At 68.6% G+C, this 17,951-nt stretch carries 19 protein-coding genes; 11 read left to right on the top strand and 8 right to left on the bottom strand.

Features of this window, described 5'->3' with window-relative positions:
• Positions 1-59 precede the first annotated feature (59 nt).
• Positions 60-1,325, bottom strand: coding sequence for a LuxR C-terminal-related transcriptional regulator (locus tag AB8M46_RS22855; protein ID WP_394361493.1), 1,266 nt, complete (start codon positions 1,323-1,325; stop codon positions 60-62).
• A 151-nt stretch (positions 1,326-1,476) separates the two neighbouring features.
• On the opposite strand from AB8M46_RS22855, the gene AB8M46_RS22850 reads away from it, so the two are divergent.
• The 3 genes from AB8M46_RS22850 (at position 1,477) to AB8M46_RS22840 (ending at position 5,320) form a co-directional block, all read left to right on the top strand.
• Positions 1,477-2,562 carry an S-(hydroxymethyl)mycothiol dehydrogenase gene (locus tag AB8M46_RS22850; protein ID WP_394361492.1) on the top strand — a complete coding sequence of 362 codons (1,086 nt, stop codon included), beginning with the start codon at positions 1,477-1,479 and terminating at the stop codon, positions 2,560-2,562.
• On the top strand, positions 2,559-3,191 hold the full coding sequence (locus AB8M46_RS22845) for an MBL fold metallo-hydrolase (RefSeq protein WP_394361491.1): 633 nt from the start codon (positions 2,559-2,561) through the stop codon (positions 3,189-3,191). The genes AB8M46_RS22850 and AB8M46_RS22845 overlap by 4 nt, the downstream gene beginning before the upstream one ends.
• Positions 3,192-3,340: 149 nt before the next feature.
• Complete coding sequence (locus AB8M46_RS22840) at positions 3,341-5,320, top strand: amino acid transporter (protein ID WP_394361490.1); 1,980 nt, start codon at positions 3,341-3,343, stop codon at positions 5,318-5,320.
• A gap of 43 nt (positions 5,321-5,363) precedes the next feature.
• Here AB8M46_RS22840 and AB8M46_RS22835 read toward each other — a convergent pair whose 3' ends face one another.
• Complete coding sequence (locus AB8M46_RS22835) at positions 5,364-5,594, bottom strand: hypothetical protein (protein WP_037339177.1); 231 nt, start codon at positions 5,592-5,594, stop codon at positions 5,364-5,366.
• A 40-nt stretch (positions 5,595-5,634) separates the two neighbouring features.
• Positions 5,635-6,522 carry an alpha/beta fold hydrolase gene (locus tag AB8M46_RS22830; protein WP_378420786.1) on the bottom strand — a complete coding sequence of 296 codons (888 nt, stop codon included), beginning with the start codon at positions 6,520-6,522 and terminating at the stop codon, positions 5,635-5,637.
• A gap of 97 nt (positions 6,523-6,619) precedes the next feature.
• Between AB8M46_RS22830 and AB8M46_RS22825 the strand changes: the two genes are divergently transcribed.
• The 3 genes from AB8M46_RS22825 to surE all read left to right on the top strand — a co-directional run bounded on the left by AB8M46_RS22825 (position 6,620) and on the right by surE (position 9,188).
• Positions 6,620-7,150 (top strand): CGNR zinc finger domain-containing protein, encoded by a 531-nt coding sequence (locus tag AB8M46_RS22825; protein ID WP_394361489.1) that lies wholly within the window; start codon positions 6,620-6,622, stop codon positions 7,148-7,150.
• Positions 7,151-7,524: 374 nt separating this feature from the next.
• Entirely contained in the window at positions 7,525-8,448 is a 924-nt protein-coding gene (locus tag AB8M46_RS22820) for a 1-phosphofructokinase family hexose kinase (protein ID WP_394361488.1), read from the top strand.
• Positions 8,448-9,188, top strand: coding sequence for a 5'/3'-nucleotidase SurE (gene surE / locus AB8M46_RS22815; protein WP_394361487.1), 741 nt, complete (start codon positions 8,448-8,450; stop codon positions 9,186-9,188). Before AB8M46_RS22820 ends, surE begins: the two co-directional genes overlap by 1 nt.
• A gap of 12 nt (positions 9,189-9,200) precedes the next feature.
• Here the strand turns inward: surE and AB8M46_RS22810 are convergent, their stop codons facing one another.
• Positions 9,201-9,977 carry a hypothetical protein gene (locus AB8M46_RS22810; protein WP_394361486.1) on the bottom strand — a complete coding sequence of 259 codons (777 nt, stop codon included), beginning with the start codon at positions 9,975-9,977 and terminating at the stop codon, positions 9,201-9,203.
• Between the two features lie 96 nt (positions 9,978-10,073).
• Here AB8M46_RS22810 and AB8M46_RS22805 point away from each other — a divergent pair, with 96 nt between their 5' ends.
• The gene (locus AB8M46_RS22805; RefSeq protein WP_394361485.1) at positions 10,074-10,631 is read left to right on the top strand and encodes an SMI1/KNR4 family protein; all 558 of its coding nucleotides are present in this window, start codon (positions 10,074-10,076) and stop codon (positions 10,629-10,631) included.
• A 170-nt stretch (positions 10,632-10,801) separates the two neighbouring features.
• Positions 10,802-11,323, top strand: coding sequence for an RICIN domain-containing protein (locus AB8M46_RS22800; RefSeq protein WP_394361484.1), 522 nt, complete (start codon positions 10,802-10,804; stop codon positions 11,321-11,323).
• 196 nt (positions 11,324-11,519) lie between these two features.
• Here AB8M46_RS22800 and AB8M46_RS22795 read toward each other — a convergent pair whose 3' ends face one another.
• The 3 genes from AB8M46_RS22795 to AB8M46_RS22785 form a co-directional block, all read right to left on the bottom strand.
• The gene (locus AB8M46_RS22795) at positions 11,520-12,491 is read right to left on the bottom strand and encodes an anti-sigma factor RsbA family regulatory protein (protein WP_394361483.1); all 972 of its coding nucleotides are present in this window, start codon (positions 12,489-12,491) and stop codon (positions 11,520-11,522) included.
• A complete protein-coding gene (locus AB8M46_RS22790; protein ID WP_052120638.1) occupies positions 12,491-12,844 on the bottom strand; it encodes an STAS domain-containing protein in 354 nt (117 codons plus the stop codon). Before AB8M46_RS22790 ends, AB8M46_RS22795 begins: the two co-directional genes overlap by 1 nt.
• A gap of 93 nt (positions 12,845-12,937) precedes the next feature.
• Positions 12,938-13,573, bottom strand: a complete 636-nt coding sequence (locus tag AB8M46_RS22785) for a hypothetical protein (protein WP_394361482.1) — start codon at positions 13,571-13,573, stop codon at positions 12,938-12,940.
• 243 nt (positions 13,574-13,816) lie between these two features.
• Between AB8M46_RS22785 and AB8M46_RS22780 the strand changes: the two genes are divergently transcribed.
• Complete coding sequence (locus tag AB8M46_RS22780; RefSeq protein WP_394361481.1) at positions 13,817-15,457, top strand: ArnT family glycosyltransferase; 1,641 nt, start codon at positions 13,817-13,819, stop codon at positions 15,455-15,457.
• Here AB8M46_RS22780 and AB8M46_RS22775 read toward each other — a convergent pair.
• Positions 15,364-15,918 carry a DUF6326 family protein gene (locus tag AB8M46_RS22775; protein WP_394361480.1) on the bottom strand — a complete coding sequence of 185 codons (555 nt, stop codon included), beginning with the start codon at positions 15,916-15,918 and terminating at the stop codon, positions 15,364-15,366. The genes AB8M46_RS22780 and AB8M46_RS22775 overlap by 94 nt on opposite strands.
• A 162-nt stretch (positions 15,919-16,080) precedes the next feature.
• Here AB8M46_RS22775 and AB8M46_RS22770 point away from each other — a divergent pair, with 162 nt between their 5' ends.
• Both AB8M46_RS22770 and AB8M46_RS22765 read left to right on the top strand, forming a co-directional pair.
• Positions 16,081-17,223: a sensor histidine kinase gene (locus AB8M46_RS22770; protein ID WP_394361479.1), complete on the top strand. Its 1,143-nt coding sequence runs from the start codon at positions 16,081-16,083 to the stop codon at positions 17,221-17,223.
• Positions 17,220-17,879 (top strand): response regulator, encoded by a 660-nt coding sequence (locus AB8M46_RS22765; protein WP_394361478.1) that lies wholly within the window; start codon positions 17,220-17,222, stop codon positions 17,877-17,879. Before AB8M46_RS22770 ends, AB8M46_RS22765 begins: the two co-directional genes overlap by 4 nt.
• The last annotated feature ends 72 nt before the right edge of the window (positions 17,880-17,951 follow it).

Genomic DNA, 17,951 nt, shown 5'->3' with positions numbered 1-17,951 from the left:
GGTATGTCCCGTGAAACCGATCTTCTGTTACCGGACGAGGCCGGATCGTGATTGTCGTTTCACGGCACGGCGGGCTGAGTTCCGGGGACTCCGGCACTCAGTGCCAAGGCCGCGGCTTCACCCCGCGAGGTGACGTTCAGCTTCTTCAAGAGGCCCGCGACGTGGAATTTGACCGTGCTTTCGGTGATGCCGAGCGCGGCGGCGATGGACTTGTTGCGTTGTCCTTGTGCCACAAGGCGGAGCACTTCGAGTTCGCGCGGGTTGAGGTCCGCCAGCTGAGTTTCGTCGACCCGGCCCGAGGTCGGCTCGAACGGGAGGTCGACGGTGACGCGGCTGCCCCAGCCGGGGACGGCGTCGATCTCGACGGTGGCTCCCAGCGTTTTCGCGCGTCCGTCGAGCTGCGCTCGCAGACCCTGGACGTCGAGGTTCCCGGATTCCTGGTCCCGGATATCGAGGTGCAGCGCGGTGCTGTCGCTCGACCAGGCGATCCGGAGGCGGGTCAAGTCCGGCTGGCCGGTGAAGGCCAGGACCGCCGCACACGTCATCGCCCTGGCGGCATGGGCGACCTCGCCCGGCACCGGCTGCCCGTTCTTCGCCGGGGCCGTGAACTCCAGTTCCGCGTCGTGATGGCGCAGCATCTGCCGGATTTCCCGCCGTAGCCTGCCGAACGCGGCGTGCGCGGGCTCTTCGGATTGCGCGAGATCGGTTTCCCGAGCGGATCGGAGCGCGACCAGCGCGGCCGAGGCGGAGTCGGTCGCCACGAGCCGGGCGCGGTGGTCGTCCAGCCGGGCGGACCGCAGGGTGGTGAGGACCGTGACGAGCGCGGTTTCGTGTGCCGCGGCCATTTCGGCGATCGTCCGGGCGCGTTCGCTGGAGGCCGCGCGGGATTCGGCGAGGTAGTCGGGGCTGGCCTGGGTCACCTGCTGGCGGATCGAGGTCGCGACGATGCCGAAGACCTCGGCCAGCACAGCGGGTTGCGGGAAGCGGGTACGGCTCGACCGGGGGACGAGGACGAGCAGGGTGCCGATCGGATCCTGCACGGCCCAGACCGTCCGGGTGCTACCGCCGAGGGCAGCCGTCGTGGTCAGCTGATGGCCGGCGGGCACACTCGCTTTGAGCGCTTCGAGTTCGGCGATGGTGACCTTGTCGGTGATCTCCCGGGCACCGGTGACCTTGCGAGGCCGCCCGGTGCACTCACGGGTGAAGATGACCAGGGCCTGGTGTGGCCAGCCGTCGGCGAGGAACCGCGAGAACCGGTCGGCGATTTCGCGCAGCGGGCCCTCGATGACGTCGCGCAGTGCGGTCAGGTCGGCGGAGTCGGGCATCGGATGAGCCTAGCCACCGGCTCGCCTGGTCGAAAGGACAGGATCCACTGGACCGATGGCCAGGTCGCTGCCGCCTGCTTCCGGCCTAACCTCACGTGAAGCATGCGCTCAGGTGCATGCCTGTGTCGTCGAACGGTGGAGGAAACAGGGAATGCCACAGCAGGTGCGCGGGGTGATCGCCCGGTCCGAGAACGCTCCGGTGGAGCTGACGGACATCGTGATCCCGGACCCCGGCCCGGGCGAGGTCGTCGTGTCGATCGCGGCCTGCGGGGTCTGCCACACGGATCTGACCTACCGCGAGGGCGGCATCAACGACGAGTTCCCGTTCCTGCTGGGGCACGAGGCCGCGGGCACCGTGGAAAGCGTCGGAGAGGGCGTGGCTTCCGTGCGGCCGGGGGATTTCGTCGTCCTCAACTGGCGCGCGGTCTGCGGACAGTGCCGGGCCTGCAAACGCGGACGTCCGCAGTACTGCTTCGACACCTTCAACGCGACACAGAAGATGACGCTGACCGACGGCACCGAGCTGACGCCTGCCCTGGGCATCGGCGCCTTCGCGGACAAGACACTCGTCCACGCCGGACAGTGCACCAAGGTCGATCCCGCCGCGGACCCCGCCGTCGCGGGCCTGCTCGGTTGCGGCGTGATGGCCGGGCTCGGCGCGGCGGTCAACACCGGCGCCGTCGGCCGTGGCGACTCGGTCGCGGTCATCGGCTGCGGGGGCGTCGGTGACGCCGCCATCGCCGGGGCCCGGCTTGCGGGCGCCGGCACGATCATCGCGGTCGACCGGGACGAACGGAAGCTCACGTGGGCCCGTGAACTCGGCGCGACCCACACCGTCGACGCGAGTTCCACCGACACGGTCGCCGCGATCCAGGAACTGACCGGCGGTTTCGGCGCCGACGTCGTCATCGACGCGGTCGGCCGTCCGGAAACGTGGAAAGCGGCCTTCTACGCCCGCGATCTGGCGGGCACCGTGGTCCTGGTCGGCGTCCCGACCCCGGACATGCGGCTGGAGATGCCGCTGATCGACTTCTTCTCGCGCGGTGGCTCGCTGAAGTCGTCCTGGTACGGCGATTGCCTGCCGGAGCGGGACTTCCCGATGCTGATCGACCTGTACCTCCAGGGTCGGCTGCCGCTGGAGCGGTTCGTGACCGAGCGGATCGCGCTCGACGGTGTCGAGAAGGCCTTCCACGCCATGCACGCCGGTGAAGTGCTGCGTTCGGTGGTGATCCTGTGAGCGGGAACCTGCGGATCGAGCGCGTCGTCACCGCCGGGGTCTTCGAACTCGACGGCGGCAGCTGGGACGTCGACAACAACGTCTGGCTCGTCGGGGACGACGACGAGGTCGTGATCGTGGACGCCGCGCACGACGAGAAGACCATCACCGAGGCCGTGGGCGGTCGCAAGGTCGTCGCCGTCGTCTGCACCCACGGGCACAACGACCACGTCACCGTCGCTCCGCAGCTCGGCGAGCACCTGCACGCGCCTGTCGTTCTGCATCCGGGGGATCGGGAGCTGTGGGAGATGACCCATCCCGGCGTCAGTTTCCGGAGCACGGAGGACGGTGCACGGATCGCCGTCGCCGGTACGGAACTCGAGGTCATCCACACGCCGGGACACTCGCCCGGATCGGTTTGCCTGCATCTTCCCGAGGCCAAGGCGCTCTTCTCCGGGGACACGCTCTTTTCGGGCGGACCTGGCGCGACGGGACGCTCGTTCTCCGACTTCCCGACGATCATCTCCTCGATCAAGGAACGGCTCTTCGCCTTGCCCGAGGACACCAAGGTCCACACCGGGCACGGCGACCCCACCACGATCGGCGCCGAAGCCCCGCACCTGGCCGAATGGATCGCCCGCGGACACTGAACCGCCCGTCGCGCGACATTGATGTTTTCTTTACGGCTGGATCGGCGTTTCTTAGCGCTGGGTCGTTAGTGTCCGCGTCGGTGCGCGGCCGCCCTGTCCCGGGGAGATGGCGTGCGGGTACGTGCACGCGACACGGGGAGGCCAGGAGAATGACCGAGGTGCCGGAATACGCTGTTCCGGATCGGGTGGACAGTCCGGATCGGCAAGTGGCGCCGACGGGCAAGTTCGGCCGGTGGCTGATGGAGCACCGGGTGCAGCCGGTGGGGCCGGAAAGCCACGAGGAGCACACGACACCGCAATCGTGGTGGAAGGTCATGTGCCTGACCGGCGTGGACTATTTCTCCACGTTGTCGTATTTGCCCGGTATCGCGGCGCTGGCCGCGGGTGCGCTGTCGCCCCTGGCGACGTTGCTGATCGTCGCGCTGACCCTGCTGGGGATGTTGCCGATGTACCGGCGGGTGGCGAAGGAGAGCCCGCACGGTCAGGGGTCGGTCGCGATGCTGGAGAACCTGCTGCCGTTCTGGCGCGGAAAGATCTTCGTGCTGGTACTGCTGGGTTTCGTCGCGACGTCGTGGATCATCACGATCACGCTGTCGTCGGCGGACGCCACGGTGCACGCGTTGGAGAACCCCATCACCCCGTCGTTCCTGCACGGGCACGAGGTGCTGATCACGGTGATCCTGCTGCTGATCCTGGGCGGGGTGTTCCTGCTCGGGTTCAGCGAGGCGGTCGGGGTCGCGATCCCGCTGGTCGCGATCTTCCTGGTGCTCAACGCCGTCGTCGTGGTCGCCGGGGTCGGCGAGGTGTTCACCGAACCCGGCGCGTTCGACCGCTGGATCGACGCGCTCACCTCAGGGGGAGGCGGGTTCGGCGGTGTCGTCGGCCCGGCGATCCTGGCGTTCCCGTTGCTGGTGCTCGGATTGTCCGGTTTCGAGACCGGTGTGAGCATGATGCCGCTGGTGGCGGCCAAGGGGGAGAACGCCGAACAGAAACTGGCGAGCCGGATCCGCAACACCCGCAAGCTGCTCACCGCCGCCGCGCTGATCATGTCGGTGTACCTGATCGCGACGAGTTTCGTCACCACGGTCCTGATCCCGGCCGACGCGTTCAAACCGGGTGGTGAGGCGAACGGCCGGGCGCTGGCGTATCTCGCGCACGAGCTGCTGGGCGAATGGGTCGGTACCGCCTACGACATCAGCAGCATCCTGATCCTGTGGTTCGCCGGGGCGTCGGCGATGGCCGGGCTGATCAACATCGTGCCGCGTTATCTTCCCGCGTACGGGATGGCGCCGGACGGGGCCCGCGCGGTCCGTCCGGTGGTGCTGGTCTATACCGCGATCTGCGTCCTGGTGACGATCATCTTCAAGGCCGACGTCAACGCCCAGGCCGGGGCGTACGCCACCGGGATCCTCGCGATGATGGTGTCGGCGTCGGTCGCCGTGGCGATCTCGGCGGCGAAGAAGCGGCAGCGCAAGGCCGCGATCGCGTTCGCCGTGCTGACGCTGATCCTGATCTACGCGTTGGTGGAGAACGTCATCGAGAAGCCCGACGGCCTCACGATCTCCGCGTTCTTCATTCTCGGGATCATCGTGGTGTCGCTGATCTCACGGGTCACGCGCACCACGGAACTACGGGTGGAGCACATCGAATTCGACGAACCCGCCCGCCGGTTCGTCACCGATTCCATCGCCCACGACGGCGCGCTGACCATCATCGCGAACCGCCGCCAGGCCGGGGACGCCGACGAGTACCGGGCGAAGGAGGCCGAGCAGCGCGGCCTGAACCCGGTGCCGGGTGCCGCCGACGTCCTGTTCCTCGAGATCGACGTCATCGACCCGTCCGGGTTCAGCGACGTGCTGAAGGTCCGCGGTGTCGAGATCGAAGGTTTCCGTGTCCTGCGAGTGGAAAGCCCGGCCGCGCCGAACGCGATCGCGGCCGTCCTGCTCGCGTTGCGCGACGCCACCGGTGTGCGGCCGCAGTGTCATTTCGAATGGAGTGAGGGCAATCCGCTCGGGCACCTGTTCCGCTACCTGATCCTCGGCCGCGGCGACACCGCCCCGGTGGTCCGCGAGATCATCCGCACCAGCGAACGCGATCCGGCGCTGCGGCCGGGCATCCACGTCGGCTGACGACGCAGTACTGGTCCGCGCGGCCCGGAAGGGGGCCGCGCGCTCAGTCGTCCGGGCCGCGCAAGGTCAGAACGACGCGGAGCACGTGTTCCACCGCGGCGGGGAACACGGCTCCGCGTAGTTCGCCCCGGCTCGCGAGGGTGTGCCCGGCGAAGTCCAGCATCCGGTCCTCGCCGAGCCGCCGGACGGTCAGTGTGGCCACTTCCTCGAGGTCGAGGCCGGGATTGTCCATCCGGGTCAGCGCGAACTCGATGAGCAGTTGCTCGTCCGTCATTCCGCACCTCCGCCTCGCTTAGAGGATACGGCGGCCGTGATCAGGACAGGACGCGTCCGAGGAAGTCCCGGATGAGGGCGGCGATCTCCGGGCCGTGCGTCTCCAGGGCGAAGTGCCCGGCGTCGAGAAGGTGCAACTCGGCGTCAGGCAGGTCGCGGAGGAAGGCACGGGCTCCGTCGGGGCCGAAGATCTCGTCGTGTTCGCCCCACGTGATGAGCGTCGGCGGCCGGTGCTCGCGGAAGTACTCCTGGACGGCGGGGTAGACGTCGAGGTTGAACTGGTAGTCCCAGAACAACTGCAGTTGCACCTCCTTGTTCCCGGGACGGTCGAGGAGGGCCTGGTCGAGGGTCCAGGTGTCCGGGGAGAGCCGGTCCAGCCGGTCGGCGGGGACGCCGTGGGTGTACTGCCAGCGGGTCGCCGCGGGCTCCAGGAGTTCGCGCACGGCCTCTTCGTGGGTTTCGCGGTCCTTGGCGTGGGCGAACAGGACGTCCCAGAACGGCGTGAAGCCGTCGACATAGGCGTTGCCGGACTGCACCAGCAGCGCGCTGACCCGCTCCGGGTGTCTGCTCGCGATGCGGAGCCCGATGGGCGCGCCGTAATCCTGGATGTAGAGGGCGAAGCGGTCCAAGCCGAGCGCGTCGAGGAGACCGAGGGTGATCGCGGTCAGGTTCTCGAACGAGTACTCGAACCGGTCGACGGGCGGGGCGTCGGAGTGGCCGAAGCCGATGTGGTCGGGGGCGATGACGTGATAGCGGTCGGCCAGCGCGGGGATCAGCGTGCGGAACATCTGAGACGACGTGGGGAAACCGTGCAGCAGGACCACCGTCGGCGCGCTGGGGTCGCCGGCTTCCCGGTAGAAGACGCTCCGGCCGTCGATGGTCGCGGTGCGGTGGAAGACCTCGCCGGCGGACCGGCTGACTTCGGACATGACAGGTGCTCCTTGGCTCTAACCGTCTAAATACTTTTGAACAGTTAGACTCAAGCATGCGGCGACCTAACCTGTCAAGCGGTCGACGGAGGGTAGAATGGCTCACGTGCTGCAACGTCCTCTGACCGGTGAACCCCTCGCGCTGGATCTGCTGAACACCACGTGGCCCGACCGTGGTGAGTGGCGCGACGTCTTCGACGAGCCCGGGGGAGTCGGCGCATGGCTGGCCGAGCGAGGCCTGCCGGAGCCTTCGGGCGCGGAGAAACCTTTGCGCCACACGCGTTCCGTCCTGCGCGAGGTGCTCGAAAACCCCGGTGCTCCCGCCGAGAGTGCGCTGAACGAGGTGCTGGCGCGTGGGCGTCTGCGGCCGGAATTGCGGGAGGGCGGCGTCGAAGAGGTGATCGAGGTCGACGACGCCGCCTGGCGGCCCGCGTGGCTCGCGGCATACGGCTACTTGGGCCTGCTTCGCACGCGTCCGGACCGGATCAAGCGGTGTTCGGCGTATCCGGCGTGCACGCTGTACTTCGACGACGCGACGCGGAACGGCACCAGGCGGTGGTGCTCGATGGAAACCTGCGGCAACCGCGCGAAAGCCGCTCGTCACTATCGTCGCGAACAGTCGGTCTAGCGCCGGCCCGGCCACGAGTATCGAGGGGTAAGGCGAACGGTTCTGATAGGGCGGACCGGTATTTGTTGATCTACGTCTGACTTGTGCGTGGGCGGGATTCGCTCCCGTTCCAGGCCGAGTCGAGCGTTATTGATGAAGGATTTGGGACATTCACTGTCCCAAATCCTTCATCAACGAATCCATGTAGAGGAGCCAGGATGTTCAACGCCCCGAACCCCACTGGCTCGGCCCATGCCGGCGGGTAAGCCGTCGCCGCGGGCGAAGGCCCCCTTCGTCGCATCACACGCGGCGAAGGGAGCCTTCAGTCCACTTGTGGACTGCCACGGTCGCCTTGTCCCACGCATGGAATCCGGCAAAACGGGTAAAAGGCCGGTATGACTGAGGGTCGAGTGGCGGTGTTCGCGCCGTCTCCGCAGCTGACGGTGACGGTGGAGGAACTGGACGGGGCGCCCGACGTCCACGTGCACGCGGGCGGGCAGGGCGTGTGGCAGTCGCGGATGATCGACGCCCTCGGCGCGCGGGCGGTGGTGTGCTGCGCGCTCGGCGGGGAGACCGGGCGGGTGCTGCGGCATCTGATCGGCGTCGACGCGGAGGTCCGCGAGGTCGCGGCGCGCAACGGCGCCTACGTGCACGACCGGCGTGACGGCCGCCGCGACGAGATGGTGCGGATGCCCGCGGACGCGCTGACCCGGCACGAACTCGACGATCTGTACGAGCTGACCCTGGTCCAGGCCTTGCGCGCGGACGTGGCCGTACTCAGCGGACCGGACGGGGACGACGTCCCGGTACCGCATTCGGTGTACGAGCGGCTCGCCCGCGATCTGGGCACGCACGGCACGCCGGTCGTGGTGGACCTCTCCGGGGAACGGCTCGCCAAGGCGCTCGCGGGAAATCCGGCGGTGATCAAGGTCAGCCACGAGGAGATGGTCGAGGACGGGCTGGCCGAGTCGGACTCACTGGCCGATCTCGCGGACGGTTGCCGTGAGCTGGCGTCGGGCGGCGCCCTGGCGGTCGTCGTGTCGCGTGCGGCCGAGGAGACACTCGCCTGCCTGGAAGGGCGGTTCGTCCTGGTGGAGTCGCCCGATCTGACGCCGGTCGACACCAGAGGCGGCGGGGATTCGATGACCGCTGGGCTCGCGGTCGGCCTGGCGCAGGGCCGTTCGCTGGAAGACGCGGTGAAGCTCGGGGCCGCGGCCGGCGCGATCAACGTGACACGACATGGTCTCGGTTCGGGTAGTGACGGCGCCGTGCGGGAACTCACCGGACGCGTACGCCTGAAACCGTGGGAGGCCTCCTGATGCGTGCCCTGATCACCAACGACGACGGCATCGACTCGCCGGGTCTGGCGGCGCTGGCCCAAGGCGCCGTGGACCACGGCTGGACCGTGGTGGTCGCCGCGCCCGCGGCGGAGGCGAGCGGGACCAGCGCGGGCCTGACCGGCGCCGGGGGAGCGGGGCGGGTCGCGATCGAACGACGTGAACTGCCCGGACTGGCCGGTGTCCCCGCCTTCGCCGTGGCCGCGCACCCCGGTCTGATCGCCTTGGCGGCGGCGCAGGGAACGTTCGGCGAAGCGCCGGAGATCGTGTTGTCCGGGGTGAACCACGGGGCGAACGTCGGGCGCGCGATCCTGCACTCGGGCACGGTGGGCGCGGCGCTGACGGCCTCGATCAACGGCGCGAGGGCGCTGGCGGTATCACTCGACGTGGGACTGGACCCCGGCCCGCGACCCCATTGGGACACCGCGGTCGCCGTCGCCGCGACCCTGTTCGACCGGCTGACGGAACTGCCCGCCGGTACGGTCCTGAACCTGAACGTGCCGGATCGCGCCGAGGTGGGACCGCCGAAACGCACCGGGCTGGCCGACTTCGGCGCGGTGCGCAGTCACATCCAGAACGGCGAGGACGGCGCGTTCACCCTGACCGCGGTCACGGTCGAGGGCGAGTTGTCGCCGGGCAGTGACGCCCGCCTGCTGAGCGAAGGCCACGCAACCGTGACCGCGCTGAACTCGGTCGCCGAAGATCCCGATCTGGACTGGTGACGTCCGGCGTTCTCACCGCCGGAACCAGCTCCGCCGCTTCACGGGGGTTTCCGGCCGCAGACCCAGACTTCCGGTCAGGAAGAAGGTCCCGTTCACGATGTTGCCGCGTGCGGGTGGCCGTTCGAGCTCGGTGGTCGCGATGGCGACGTCGAGTTCGATGGCCGCGATGGTGCGGACCCGGATCCGGTGGAATGCCGTGCCGGTGACGGTGTTCACGGGGGTTTCGACTTCGACGACCTCGCCGGCGAACAGCGCGTGGGCCGAGGGCACCCAGCCTGGCGCGGGTTCTCCCGGCGAGAAGGTGCCGGACGGGATGAAATGGTCGGCGGCGAACTCCAGCTCACCGTCCTGCGAGGCCGAGTACGCGTCGGCGTCGGCGTGCACGGTGACTTCCTCGGCCAGTGCCGCCAGCACCAGGGAGCCGGACTCGAGCCGCCCGCCGGAGTGGGCCAGGATCGCTCGGTCCTCCAGTTCGACCGCGATGGGGCAGATCATTTCCCCACCGACACCGTCCAGCAGGTCGAGCATCGCGGTCTCGTCGTCGACGAGGCGAACGCCGCCCACCGGAACCGCGGGCGCTTTGCTTGCCAGACAAGGCAGAAGGAACTCGATCTGACCATTGTGGACCTGCGCGACCAGCCGGGCACCGGACGGGTCGGTCCAGACGTGCTCGCTGATCTTCTTGGTGATCCGGCGGGCGGTGCCCGCGCCGATCAGGGAAACGACCCGTTCCCCGAACTCTTCCTGGCTCGTGACGTCGATCCCGATCGCCCCGAAGTGGCTGGACACGCTGGCTCCCCCTGTTTTCCGGTTCGGGTGGAGACTACTGGCCGGACCGGGCCAAGGTCATCCGGATTTGCCCGGCCGTGGTGAATACTGGCCGCCATGAACCAGACCGCCCGCGAGTTCGCACGGTTGCGGCGCATCATCGAGCGGGAACTGCCCGGCACCGCACCGTTCCTGCCCGGCGCGTCCGAGCCGGAACTCGACCGGCTCGCCACCGAGACCGGGCTCGCCCTACCCGTCGAACTGTGTGACCTCCTGCGCGTGTCGGCGGGTCAAGACGACCCCGACCAACTGAACGGCCCGCTCAACTTCCACCATTTCCTGACCATCGACGAAATCATCGATATGCACCGGATGCTCACCGAGGTGGTCAGCGACATGGCCGAACCCGTCGCGCAACCCGCCTGCCTCCGGTGGACGGTATGGTCGGAATCCTGGTTGCCGTTCCTCGCTTTCCAGGGCGATTGCTACTTCCTGGACCTGGATCCCGGCGAACTCGGCACTCTCGGACAGGTCGTGTCCCGCCCCAACGTGCCGGACCTCGGTGAGCCGATAGCGCCGTCGCTGGCCGCGTTCCTCGCCCGTGCCGCGGATCTCGTCGAAGCCGGACACGTCAAGGTCGAAGAAAGCACGCTCGTCCTTCTCGATCTTTATTGACCGGCTGCCGGGCCCTGTGAAGCCCGCACGGCCACCCGAATGACTGATTCTGTTTCGGACTATCGCTATCTGGCTTCCTGCAAATCAAAATAGGGTCACGGGTCCACAAAGTACGAAACCGACCCAGCCGCCCACCGGAAGGCCCGAAAGCCGTGACCAACCTCCGCACAATGGCCGCCGTTTGCTCGGCGGTACTGGCCGCCGCCCTGCTGACCGCCCAGCCTGCCTCGGCGGTGATCGACTCGCCGATAGTCAGCGCGTTGAACGGCCAATGTCTCGACGCGCACGGCAACGGGCCCAAGGCCACGCCCAAAGGCGCGAAAGCCATCCAGTGGCCTTGTCATGGGGACACCAACCAGCTGTGGCACTTCTCCCAGGACTTCAACCGGGAGAACACCTTTCAACTACAGGTCAGAAGCGGAAACTCCAAGTGCCTCGACGTAACCGACAAGAGCACCGCCGCCGGAGCCGAAATCCACCTCTGGGACTGCCGATCCGATTCCGGCGGCAGCCAGTTGTGGCAGTTCCGCCACATCCGTTCCGAGGGCGGCTGGCACTACCACTACATCCAGAACGTACGGTCGGGTAAGTGCCTGGACATACCTGGCAGCTCCACCACCAGCGGGGTCCAGCTCATCCAGTGGCCGTGCAGCCTCGCGGCGCGCAACCAGGTCTGGCGCAACCGGGCCTGACCGGAGGCGGCCGCCCGGGTGGTGACTAGGTCGGTTCGGGGGAGCGTCTGGGATCCCGTTCGGGCATGGCTGCCTCGACGCGCTCCATCAGCAGCGCGAAGGACATGAGCAGCAGCGGGATCACCAGCACCATCCACATGATCCTTCTAGTACCCGGATCGGCCGAAACGCAATCGCGCCATCGATCTGACGGGAGTCAGTGTCCTGGGGTGGCGAAGCAGGCGCGGACGGTCGTGCCGTGTGGGCCCGTGTGGACTCGGACGAGGTCGCAGAGGTGGTTGATGAGCAGGAGTCCTCGGCCTCGTATCTGCCCAGGGGGAGCGGGCTGCCGTCCGGCGAGCGGGTCGGTCAGGTGGCCGGCGTCGTGGACTTCGCAGACCAGCAGGCCGTCCTCCGGCCAGATCGCGAGCCGTCCTTGCCCGCCGCCGTGGTCGACGCTGTTGGCGACGAGTTCGGCGACCACGAGTTCGACGTCTTCCACTCGCTCGTCGGTGAGACCGGCCCGGCGTGCCTGGTCGCGGGCCATCGCGCGGGCTTGGGCCAGGGAGACGGTGTCGCCGGTGACGGCGTCGAGAGTGGTGTGTCGGGAGGGTTCGATGGGCGCGGGATCGGGCAGAGGGGTGTTGTAGCCGTCGATGATGCGGCCGGGGTCGTAGCCGCTGCTGGCGCGTTCGCCGGTGGAGTCGATCAGGAGCGGGTGGGTGGCTTCGGCGTCGGTGAGTGCGCGGGCGTCGAGGCGGGTAACGTCGTAGGGGCAGAGGATGGTGACCTCGCGGCCGGTGAACGCGAGGTTGATCAGCGCTTCGTGCTGGGCGCAGGCCGGATATTCGAGCTCGGACCGTTCCGCCCAGATGGGCTCGCCGATGATGCGGACGTGCCGGCCGGGATAGGCGTCGGCGAACGCCCGGAGGACGCCGGGGATGATGCGGCCGGGGTTGCGGCCTTCCTCGGTCATGTCCAGCAGCCGCACTCGTTCGGCGTCCTGGCCCAGCGCGGTGCGCAGGAGTTCCAGGTTGGGACCAGGCACGGAGACCGCGACCGGTTCGCCGCGGTCCAGGCCTTGCCGGATGAAGGGGACGGTGCCCGCGAGGTAGTCGTCCTGTCCGCGGTAGAACAGCGCGGGGTGGACGAACGGGTCGGTGCCCGCGGTCTCGGTGGTCGGGCTCATCACGGGCGCATACCCTCGTTCAGGAGTTTCATGTACTCCTCGGCCCAGAAGAGGCGCAGCACTTTCCGTACGGGTTCGGGCGCGTGCCGGACGGTCAGCGAGCGCGGCGGCCGGATCCGGCGGGCGGCGTCGACCAGGGCACTCACTCCTCGCACGTCGGCGAACGCCAGCCGGGACAGGTCGATCGTCCCGCCACCGGCCGCCACCAGCATGTCCAACCTCTGCTCCCACCTCGGCCGGGTCGCCGGATCTATCACTCCGATGACCTGTATCCCGGACGTGCCGGTCAGGTCCACGATCCGCAACCCGGCCCCGTCCGGTCGCTCGTGGCCGCTGACCGTGGTGTGTTCCACGTCCGTGCCCTTCAGCCGATGCCTTCCTTCTTGCCTGAAGCGTAGTGCTCCGCGATTCCGCTTGTTCGTCGAGGAGCTGTGACTGTGTCGAGATCAGACGGAACCGAGTCCGTCTTCGCCGGTCGGGCGCGGTCGCCGTGACCGGCGTTGTGCCTTGGTGATGAGGTCGAGGACCTGGCGATACTGCTCGATGCCGTCGAGTTCGGGCGACGGCGGAGGTTTCGGGGTGCCTGGCGGCGGGTCTTCGTCGACCGAGACGAGCGGTGCGCCCGGTCCGCCGAAGGTGATGGTCCCGGTGCCGTTCTTGTGCTCCTTCACCTGTGGCGGCCCGAGCTCGCCGAGAGAGCGTGAGATGGTCTGCTGTCCGCGGGCCCAGGCGACCACGCGCCTGTCGGTCACCATGTAGGCGCTCGCGCGCATGGCCAGGTAACGGTGCACCCCTTTGACCACGATCATCCCCGCGGTGAGGCCGAAGATGAACCATCCTCCTGGTTTGTCGAAGGTGGGGAAGAGGTAATAGAGCGGCACGATCAGGAACGAGACGACGACGAGATCCTGCTTCCTGGCGATCCGGACGTGTTTCGGCGCGCCTTCCCAGAGCAGGCGTTCGCCGGGAGCGAGGGCGAAGTCGTCGTCGGCAGGCGAGGCGGCCGAACGCGAGTGTTCGTCGCTCGGCGGGACGCGGTCGTAAACGAGAGTGCTCCGTTCTGGAGGCCCGGCAGCGGACATCCGAGCGAGAAACCTGCGAGGGACGGGAAACCCGGCCCTCCTGCACAGACGATATCCGTCACAGGCGTGTGTCGACAGGTGTTTTCGGCTCCGCAGATCCGATCGGCGGTATGGGTGACGATCATTCGTGGATAACGTCGGAGTCGGCGAGAGCTCCGGCCGCAGCGCGCGTGCGGAGCCGATTCGCACACTGGGGAAGCACTGAAACGACTCGGCCGGTTTGCCGCGCCTGGAGGTATCGGAGTGCCCGAAACACTTGCCCGTCTTCCGTTGTCCCAAGACGTCGTATCCGAAAGCAGGTCCCATCGCTGGGCCGTCTGGCGTTCGCCTGCCGATCAGCCGCGCTGGGCCCGGCCGGTATTGCTGGGCATCGCGGCGGTGGCAGCGGTGCTGTACGCGTGGAATCTGCCGACGGTGGACTTCGCGCCGCTGTATTCGGACGCCGTGAAGACCATGTCCGGCAGCTGGAAGGCGTTCCTGTTCGGGGCCGTGGACGAGACGTCCACTTTGGACAAACTGGCCGGTTCCTTCGTGCCACAGGTGGTCTCTGCGAAGATCTTCGGGTTTCACGCCTGGTCGCTGGCGTTGCCGCAGGTGATCGAGGGCGTGGTCTCGGTACTGGTGATGTACCGGGTGGTGCGGCGCTGGGCTGGTGTGGTGCCCGGTCTGCTGGCGGCCGGGATCTTCGCGCTGACGCCGGTCGCCGCGTCGATGTTCGGGCACAGCATGCAGGACGGCGCGCTCGTGATGTGCCTGGTATTGGCTGTCGACGCCTATCAGCGGGCGGTGCTGGAGGGGCGGTTGCGGTCGCTGGTCTGGGCCGGGGTCTGGGTGGGGCTGGGTTTCCAGGCGAAGATGCTGCAGGCGTGGACGATCTTGCCCGCGTTGGCGATCGGTTACCTGCTGAGTGCGCCGGCCGGGTTGCGTCGCCGGGTGAAGCACGTGGTGGTCGCCGGTGCGGTGACGTTGGCGGTATCGCTGTCGTGGATCGCGCTGTACACCTTCACCCCGCCCGATGCCCGGCCGTACGTCGACGGCAGCACGAACAACAGCGCCGTCGCCATGGTGTTCGGCTACAACGGCCTCGGGCATCTGGGCATCCAGTTGCCCGGCGCCAGGAAGTTCGACAACGACGGCGGCGAGATCGACCCGCGGCGGTCGTCCGGGCAACGTGACATCCTTCCCGCCATGCGGGGAAATCCCGATGAGGACCCGACGAAGGCGACGAGCAGACCGGTCCAGAAGGGCTGGGTCAAACTGTTCGACGGGCACCTCGCCGTCGCGGTCGGCTGGCTGTATCCGCTCGCGTTGCTGGCCCTGCTGTGCGGATTGTGGTGGCGGCGCGGGGCCGAGCGCATCGATCCGGTGCGCGGCGGGCTGGTGATGTGGGGAGTGTGGCTGCTGACCTTCGGTCTGGTCTTCAGCGTCGCCGATGTCCCGCACACCGCGTACGTGGCCTCGCTCGCGCCGGCGGTCGCCGCACTCTCCGCCCTGGGCCTCGTATTGTTCTGGCGGGCGTACCGGAAGGGCGGCAAGCAGTCCTGGCTGTTGCCGATCGCGGTGACGGCCGAAGTGGTTTGGGCCGCGTGGCTCTGGTCGCACTACCCGAATTTCCTGCCGTGGGCGAAATGGGGCGCGCTCGCGCTCGGCGTGACCGCTGTCGTCGCACTTGTCCTGGTGCGCGTGGTCAGGACCACCTCGCCCCGTCTGGTCACCGCCGGGCTCGTCGTCGGGGTCGCGGCCGTGGTGGCCGCGCCCGCCACGTACGCGATCTCCGTGCTGGACCCCGATTACTCCGGCATGTCCTTCGACGCCAACGCCGGCCCGGAGTCGGGCCGGATTCCCGCCGCGCCGCCCGCCCCGGCCAACGGAATAGGTGGGTGAGCCGGGCTCCCAGAACGGGAACTGGGCTTGGGTTCACGCGTGGGCCAGGTCCAGGCGTACCGGAGGATGAGGGCGAGAACGATCAATTCCAGCGCGACGCCGAGGCCGTAGAAGTACCTCCAGGATTCGCCGACCGCGTTGAACGCCGCGAAGGGGACCTGTATCGAGGCCACGATGAGGTTCGTGGTGCGGTTCGCCCGGGCGGGCAGGGTCATCGACAGCACGACCATGAGGGTCGGGATCGCCATGAGCGTGAGGAAGACGGTGAACAACGTCTGGCTGATGTCGAACTCGAAGACGACGCCGGCCTCGATGTCTTTGATGACACCGGGTTTGAAGAAGGCGAGGATGTCCACGTAGGCGTACAGGAGCACGAGGCTCGTCCACGCTGTGGCGAGCTTGGCTCTCACCGGGATCCGCTGCTCGTCCAGTGCGGTCGTGGTGGGTCGACGTGTTCTCATCGTGGGCTCCGTTGTCGTGGTGTGGACCGGTGGGCCAACGATCGCCGAGCCGGGCGGCGGGCACATCGTCGTCGAGGCCGGACCCGTCCCGGCCGTGGGGAGGAGCGGCGTCTCGTTCTTTCGGTCGGTCCCCGACGCCTCGGCGGTCCTTAGGCTGGGCGCGTGACCACCAATGCCCTGCGCTCACTGTGGGCCGAGCCGCGCGCCACGGACGCTCCCGAACGGGTTTCGCGCGACTGGGTGCTCGTCGGGGCGTTGATGGTGACGGCGCTGCTCGAAGGAGTCCTCCGGGACGACGTCGCTTGGCGGCCGTTCGCGACGATCGTGGCGGTCGGACTCGCGCCGGTGCTGCTGTGGCGGCGTACCCATCCGTTGGCTTGTGTCGTGGTGGCTTTCGGCACCGCGATGGCGTTGGGACTGGCGAGCCTGCTGGGCGGGATCCCGAGCGTGGGCCTCGACACGATGATCTACGTCCTGGTGTTCGTCTACGCGCTGGTTCGCTGGGGCTCGGGGCGCGAGATCGTCATCGGGCTGGTGGTCGTGGCGGTCGCGGCGGGAATCGGTATGGTCCCCGACCACGTCGGGCCGACCGAGACCTTCGGCGGGTTCGCCATCCTCGCGGCCGCGGCGGCGGGTGGAGCGGCGTTCCGCTACCGCGCCGACAGCCGGCGCCGGGAGGCGGACCAGATCCGCGGCCAGGAGCGGGTCGGTCTCGCGCGCGAGTTGCACGACATCGTCGCCCACCACGTCTCGGCGATCGCTGTGCAGGCGCAGGCGGGCCGGGCGATCGCCGGGCAGCGACCCGAGGCCGCGCTCGAGGTGCTGGCGGCGATCGAAGGGGAAGCGTCGCGGACGCTCGCGGAGATGCGGGCGATGGTCCGCGTGCTGCGCGACGGAGCGCCGGCGGGGTTCGCGCCCCAGCCCGGCGTTGCCGACCTGGTATCCCTCGCCAGACGCGCCCCGGCCCCGATCGTCGACGTGGAGTTGCCGAACGAGCTGGACGAACTTCCGCCCCAGATCGACGCGGCGGTCTACCGGCTGGCGCAGGAGGCGCTGACCAACGCGCTGCGGCACGCCCGCGACGCCTCGCGGGTGGAGATCCGGGTCGTGGACGGCGCGGGAATGCTGCGGCTGCGCGTGACCGACGACGGACGGATCGACCCGGCGCGGTCGGTGAACCACGGTTTCGGGCTGCTGGGGATGACCGAGCGTGCGCAGCTGCTCGGCGGCACGCTGCATGCCGGCCCGGCGCCCGAGGGCGGGTGGACGGTCGACGCCGAACTGCCGACTAAAGTACGCCGATGACGGTGCGCGTGCTGGTGGCCGACGACCAAGATCTGGTGCGCACCGGCCTCTCGATGATCCTTGAAGCGCAGCCCGGCATCGAGGTCGTCGGCCAGGCCGCCGACGGCCACGCCGCCGTCGAACTGGCGCGTCGGCTCCGCCCAGACGTGTGCCTGGTCGACATCCAGATGCCCGGCCTCGACGGCATCGAGGTGACCAAGCTCCTCGCCGGGCGGGGTGTCCCGGACCCGATCGCGGTGGTCGTGATCACGACGTTCGACCTCGACGAGTACGTCCACGGCGCGCTCCGGGCCGGAGCCCGGGGCTTTCTGCTCAAGGACGCCGGGACGGAGCTGCTCGTCCAGGCCGTCCATGCCGCCGCCGTCGGCGATGCCCTGATCGCGCCGAACATCACCCGGCGGCTGCTGGCCACGCTCGCCGGCAGGGAACCGTCGAGCCGACGGATCCAGCCGATCGAGCCGCTCACCGAACGCGAAGAGGAGGTGCTGACGCTGGTCGCCAGTGGCCGCACGAACGCCGAGATCGCCGCCGAGCTGTTCATCGGCTTGACCACCGCCAAGACCCACGTCGCCAGCCTGCTGACCAAAATCGGCGCCCGGAACAGGGTCGAGATCGCGATGTGGGCCTACGACACCGGTCGGGTGGGGGCCTCGTGAGCACGCCCTGGCAAACCGAAGACCCGAAGTAGCCACCCTGGCGAGAAAACAACGGGACAAAGCTGTGGGCGA

Source organism: Amycolatopsis sp. SB7-3, assembly GCF_041021335.1.
GTDB lineage: Bacteria > Actinomycetota > Actinomycetes > Mycobacteriales > Pseudonocardiaceae > Amycolatopsis > Amycolatopsis japonica.
This window is presented reverse-complemented; position numbering and strand designations above follow the sequence as displayed.

Bases quoted from the DNA above. Each gene is read 5' to 3' on its own strand.
- AB8M46_RS22855 (WP_394361493.1), bottom strand. From the start codon at position 1,325: ATGCCCGACTCCGCCGACCTGACCGCACTGCGCGACGTCATCGAGGGC.
- AB8M46_RS22850 (WP_394361492.1), top strand. From the start codon at position 1,477: ATGCCACAGCAGGTGCGCGGGGTGATCGCCCGGTCCGAGAACGCTCCG.
- AB8M46_RS22840 (WP_394361490.1), top strand. From the start codon at position 3,341: ATGACCGAGGTGCCGGAATACGCTGTTCCGGATCGGGTGGACAGTCCG.
- AB8M46_RS22835 (WP_037339177.1), bottom strand. From the start codon at position 5,594: ATGACGGACGAGCAACTGCTCATCGAGTTCGCGCTGACCCGGATGGAC.
- AB8M46_RS22830 (WP_378420786.1), bottom strand. From the start codon at position 6,522: ATGTCCGAAGTCAGCCGGTCCGCCGGCGAGGTCTTCCACCGCACCGCG.
- AB8M46_RS22825 (WP_394361489.1), top strand. From the start codon at position 6,620: ATGGCTCACGTGCTGCAACGTCCTCTGACCGGTGAACCCCTCGCGCTG.
- AB8M46_RS22820 (WP_394361488.1), top strand. From the start codon at position 7,525: ATGACTGAGGGTCGAGTGGCGGTGTTCGCGCCGTCTCCGCAGCTGACG.
- surE (WP_394361487.1), top strand. From the start codon at position 8,448: ATGCGTGCCCTGATCACCAACGACGACGGCATCGACTCGCCGGGTCTG.
- AB8M46_RS22805 (WP_394361485.1), top strand. From the start codon at position 10,074: ATGAACCAGACCGCCCGCGAGTTCGCACGGTTGCGGCGCATCATCGAG.
- AB8M46_RS22800 (WP_394361484.1), top strand. From the start codon at position 10,802: ATGGCCGCCGTTTGCTCGGCGGTACTGGCCGCCGCCCTGCTGACCGCC.
- AB8M46_RS22795 (WP_394361483.1), bottom strand. From the start codon at position 12,491: ATGAGCCCGACCACCGAGACCGCGGGCACCGACCCGTTCGTCCACCCC.
- AB8M46_RS22785 (WP_394361482.1), bottom strand. From the start codon at position 13,573: ATGTCCGCTGCCGGGCCTCCAGAACGGAGCACTCTCGTTTACGACCGC.
- AB8M46_RS22775 (WP_394361480.1), bottom strand. From the start codon at position 15,918: ATGAGAACACGTCGACCCACCACGACCGCACTGGACGAGCAGCGGATC.
- AB8M46_RS22765 (WP_394361478.1), top strand. From the start codon at position 17,220: ATGACGGTGCGCGTGCTGGTGGCCGACGACCAAGATCTGGTGCGCACC.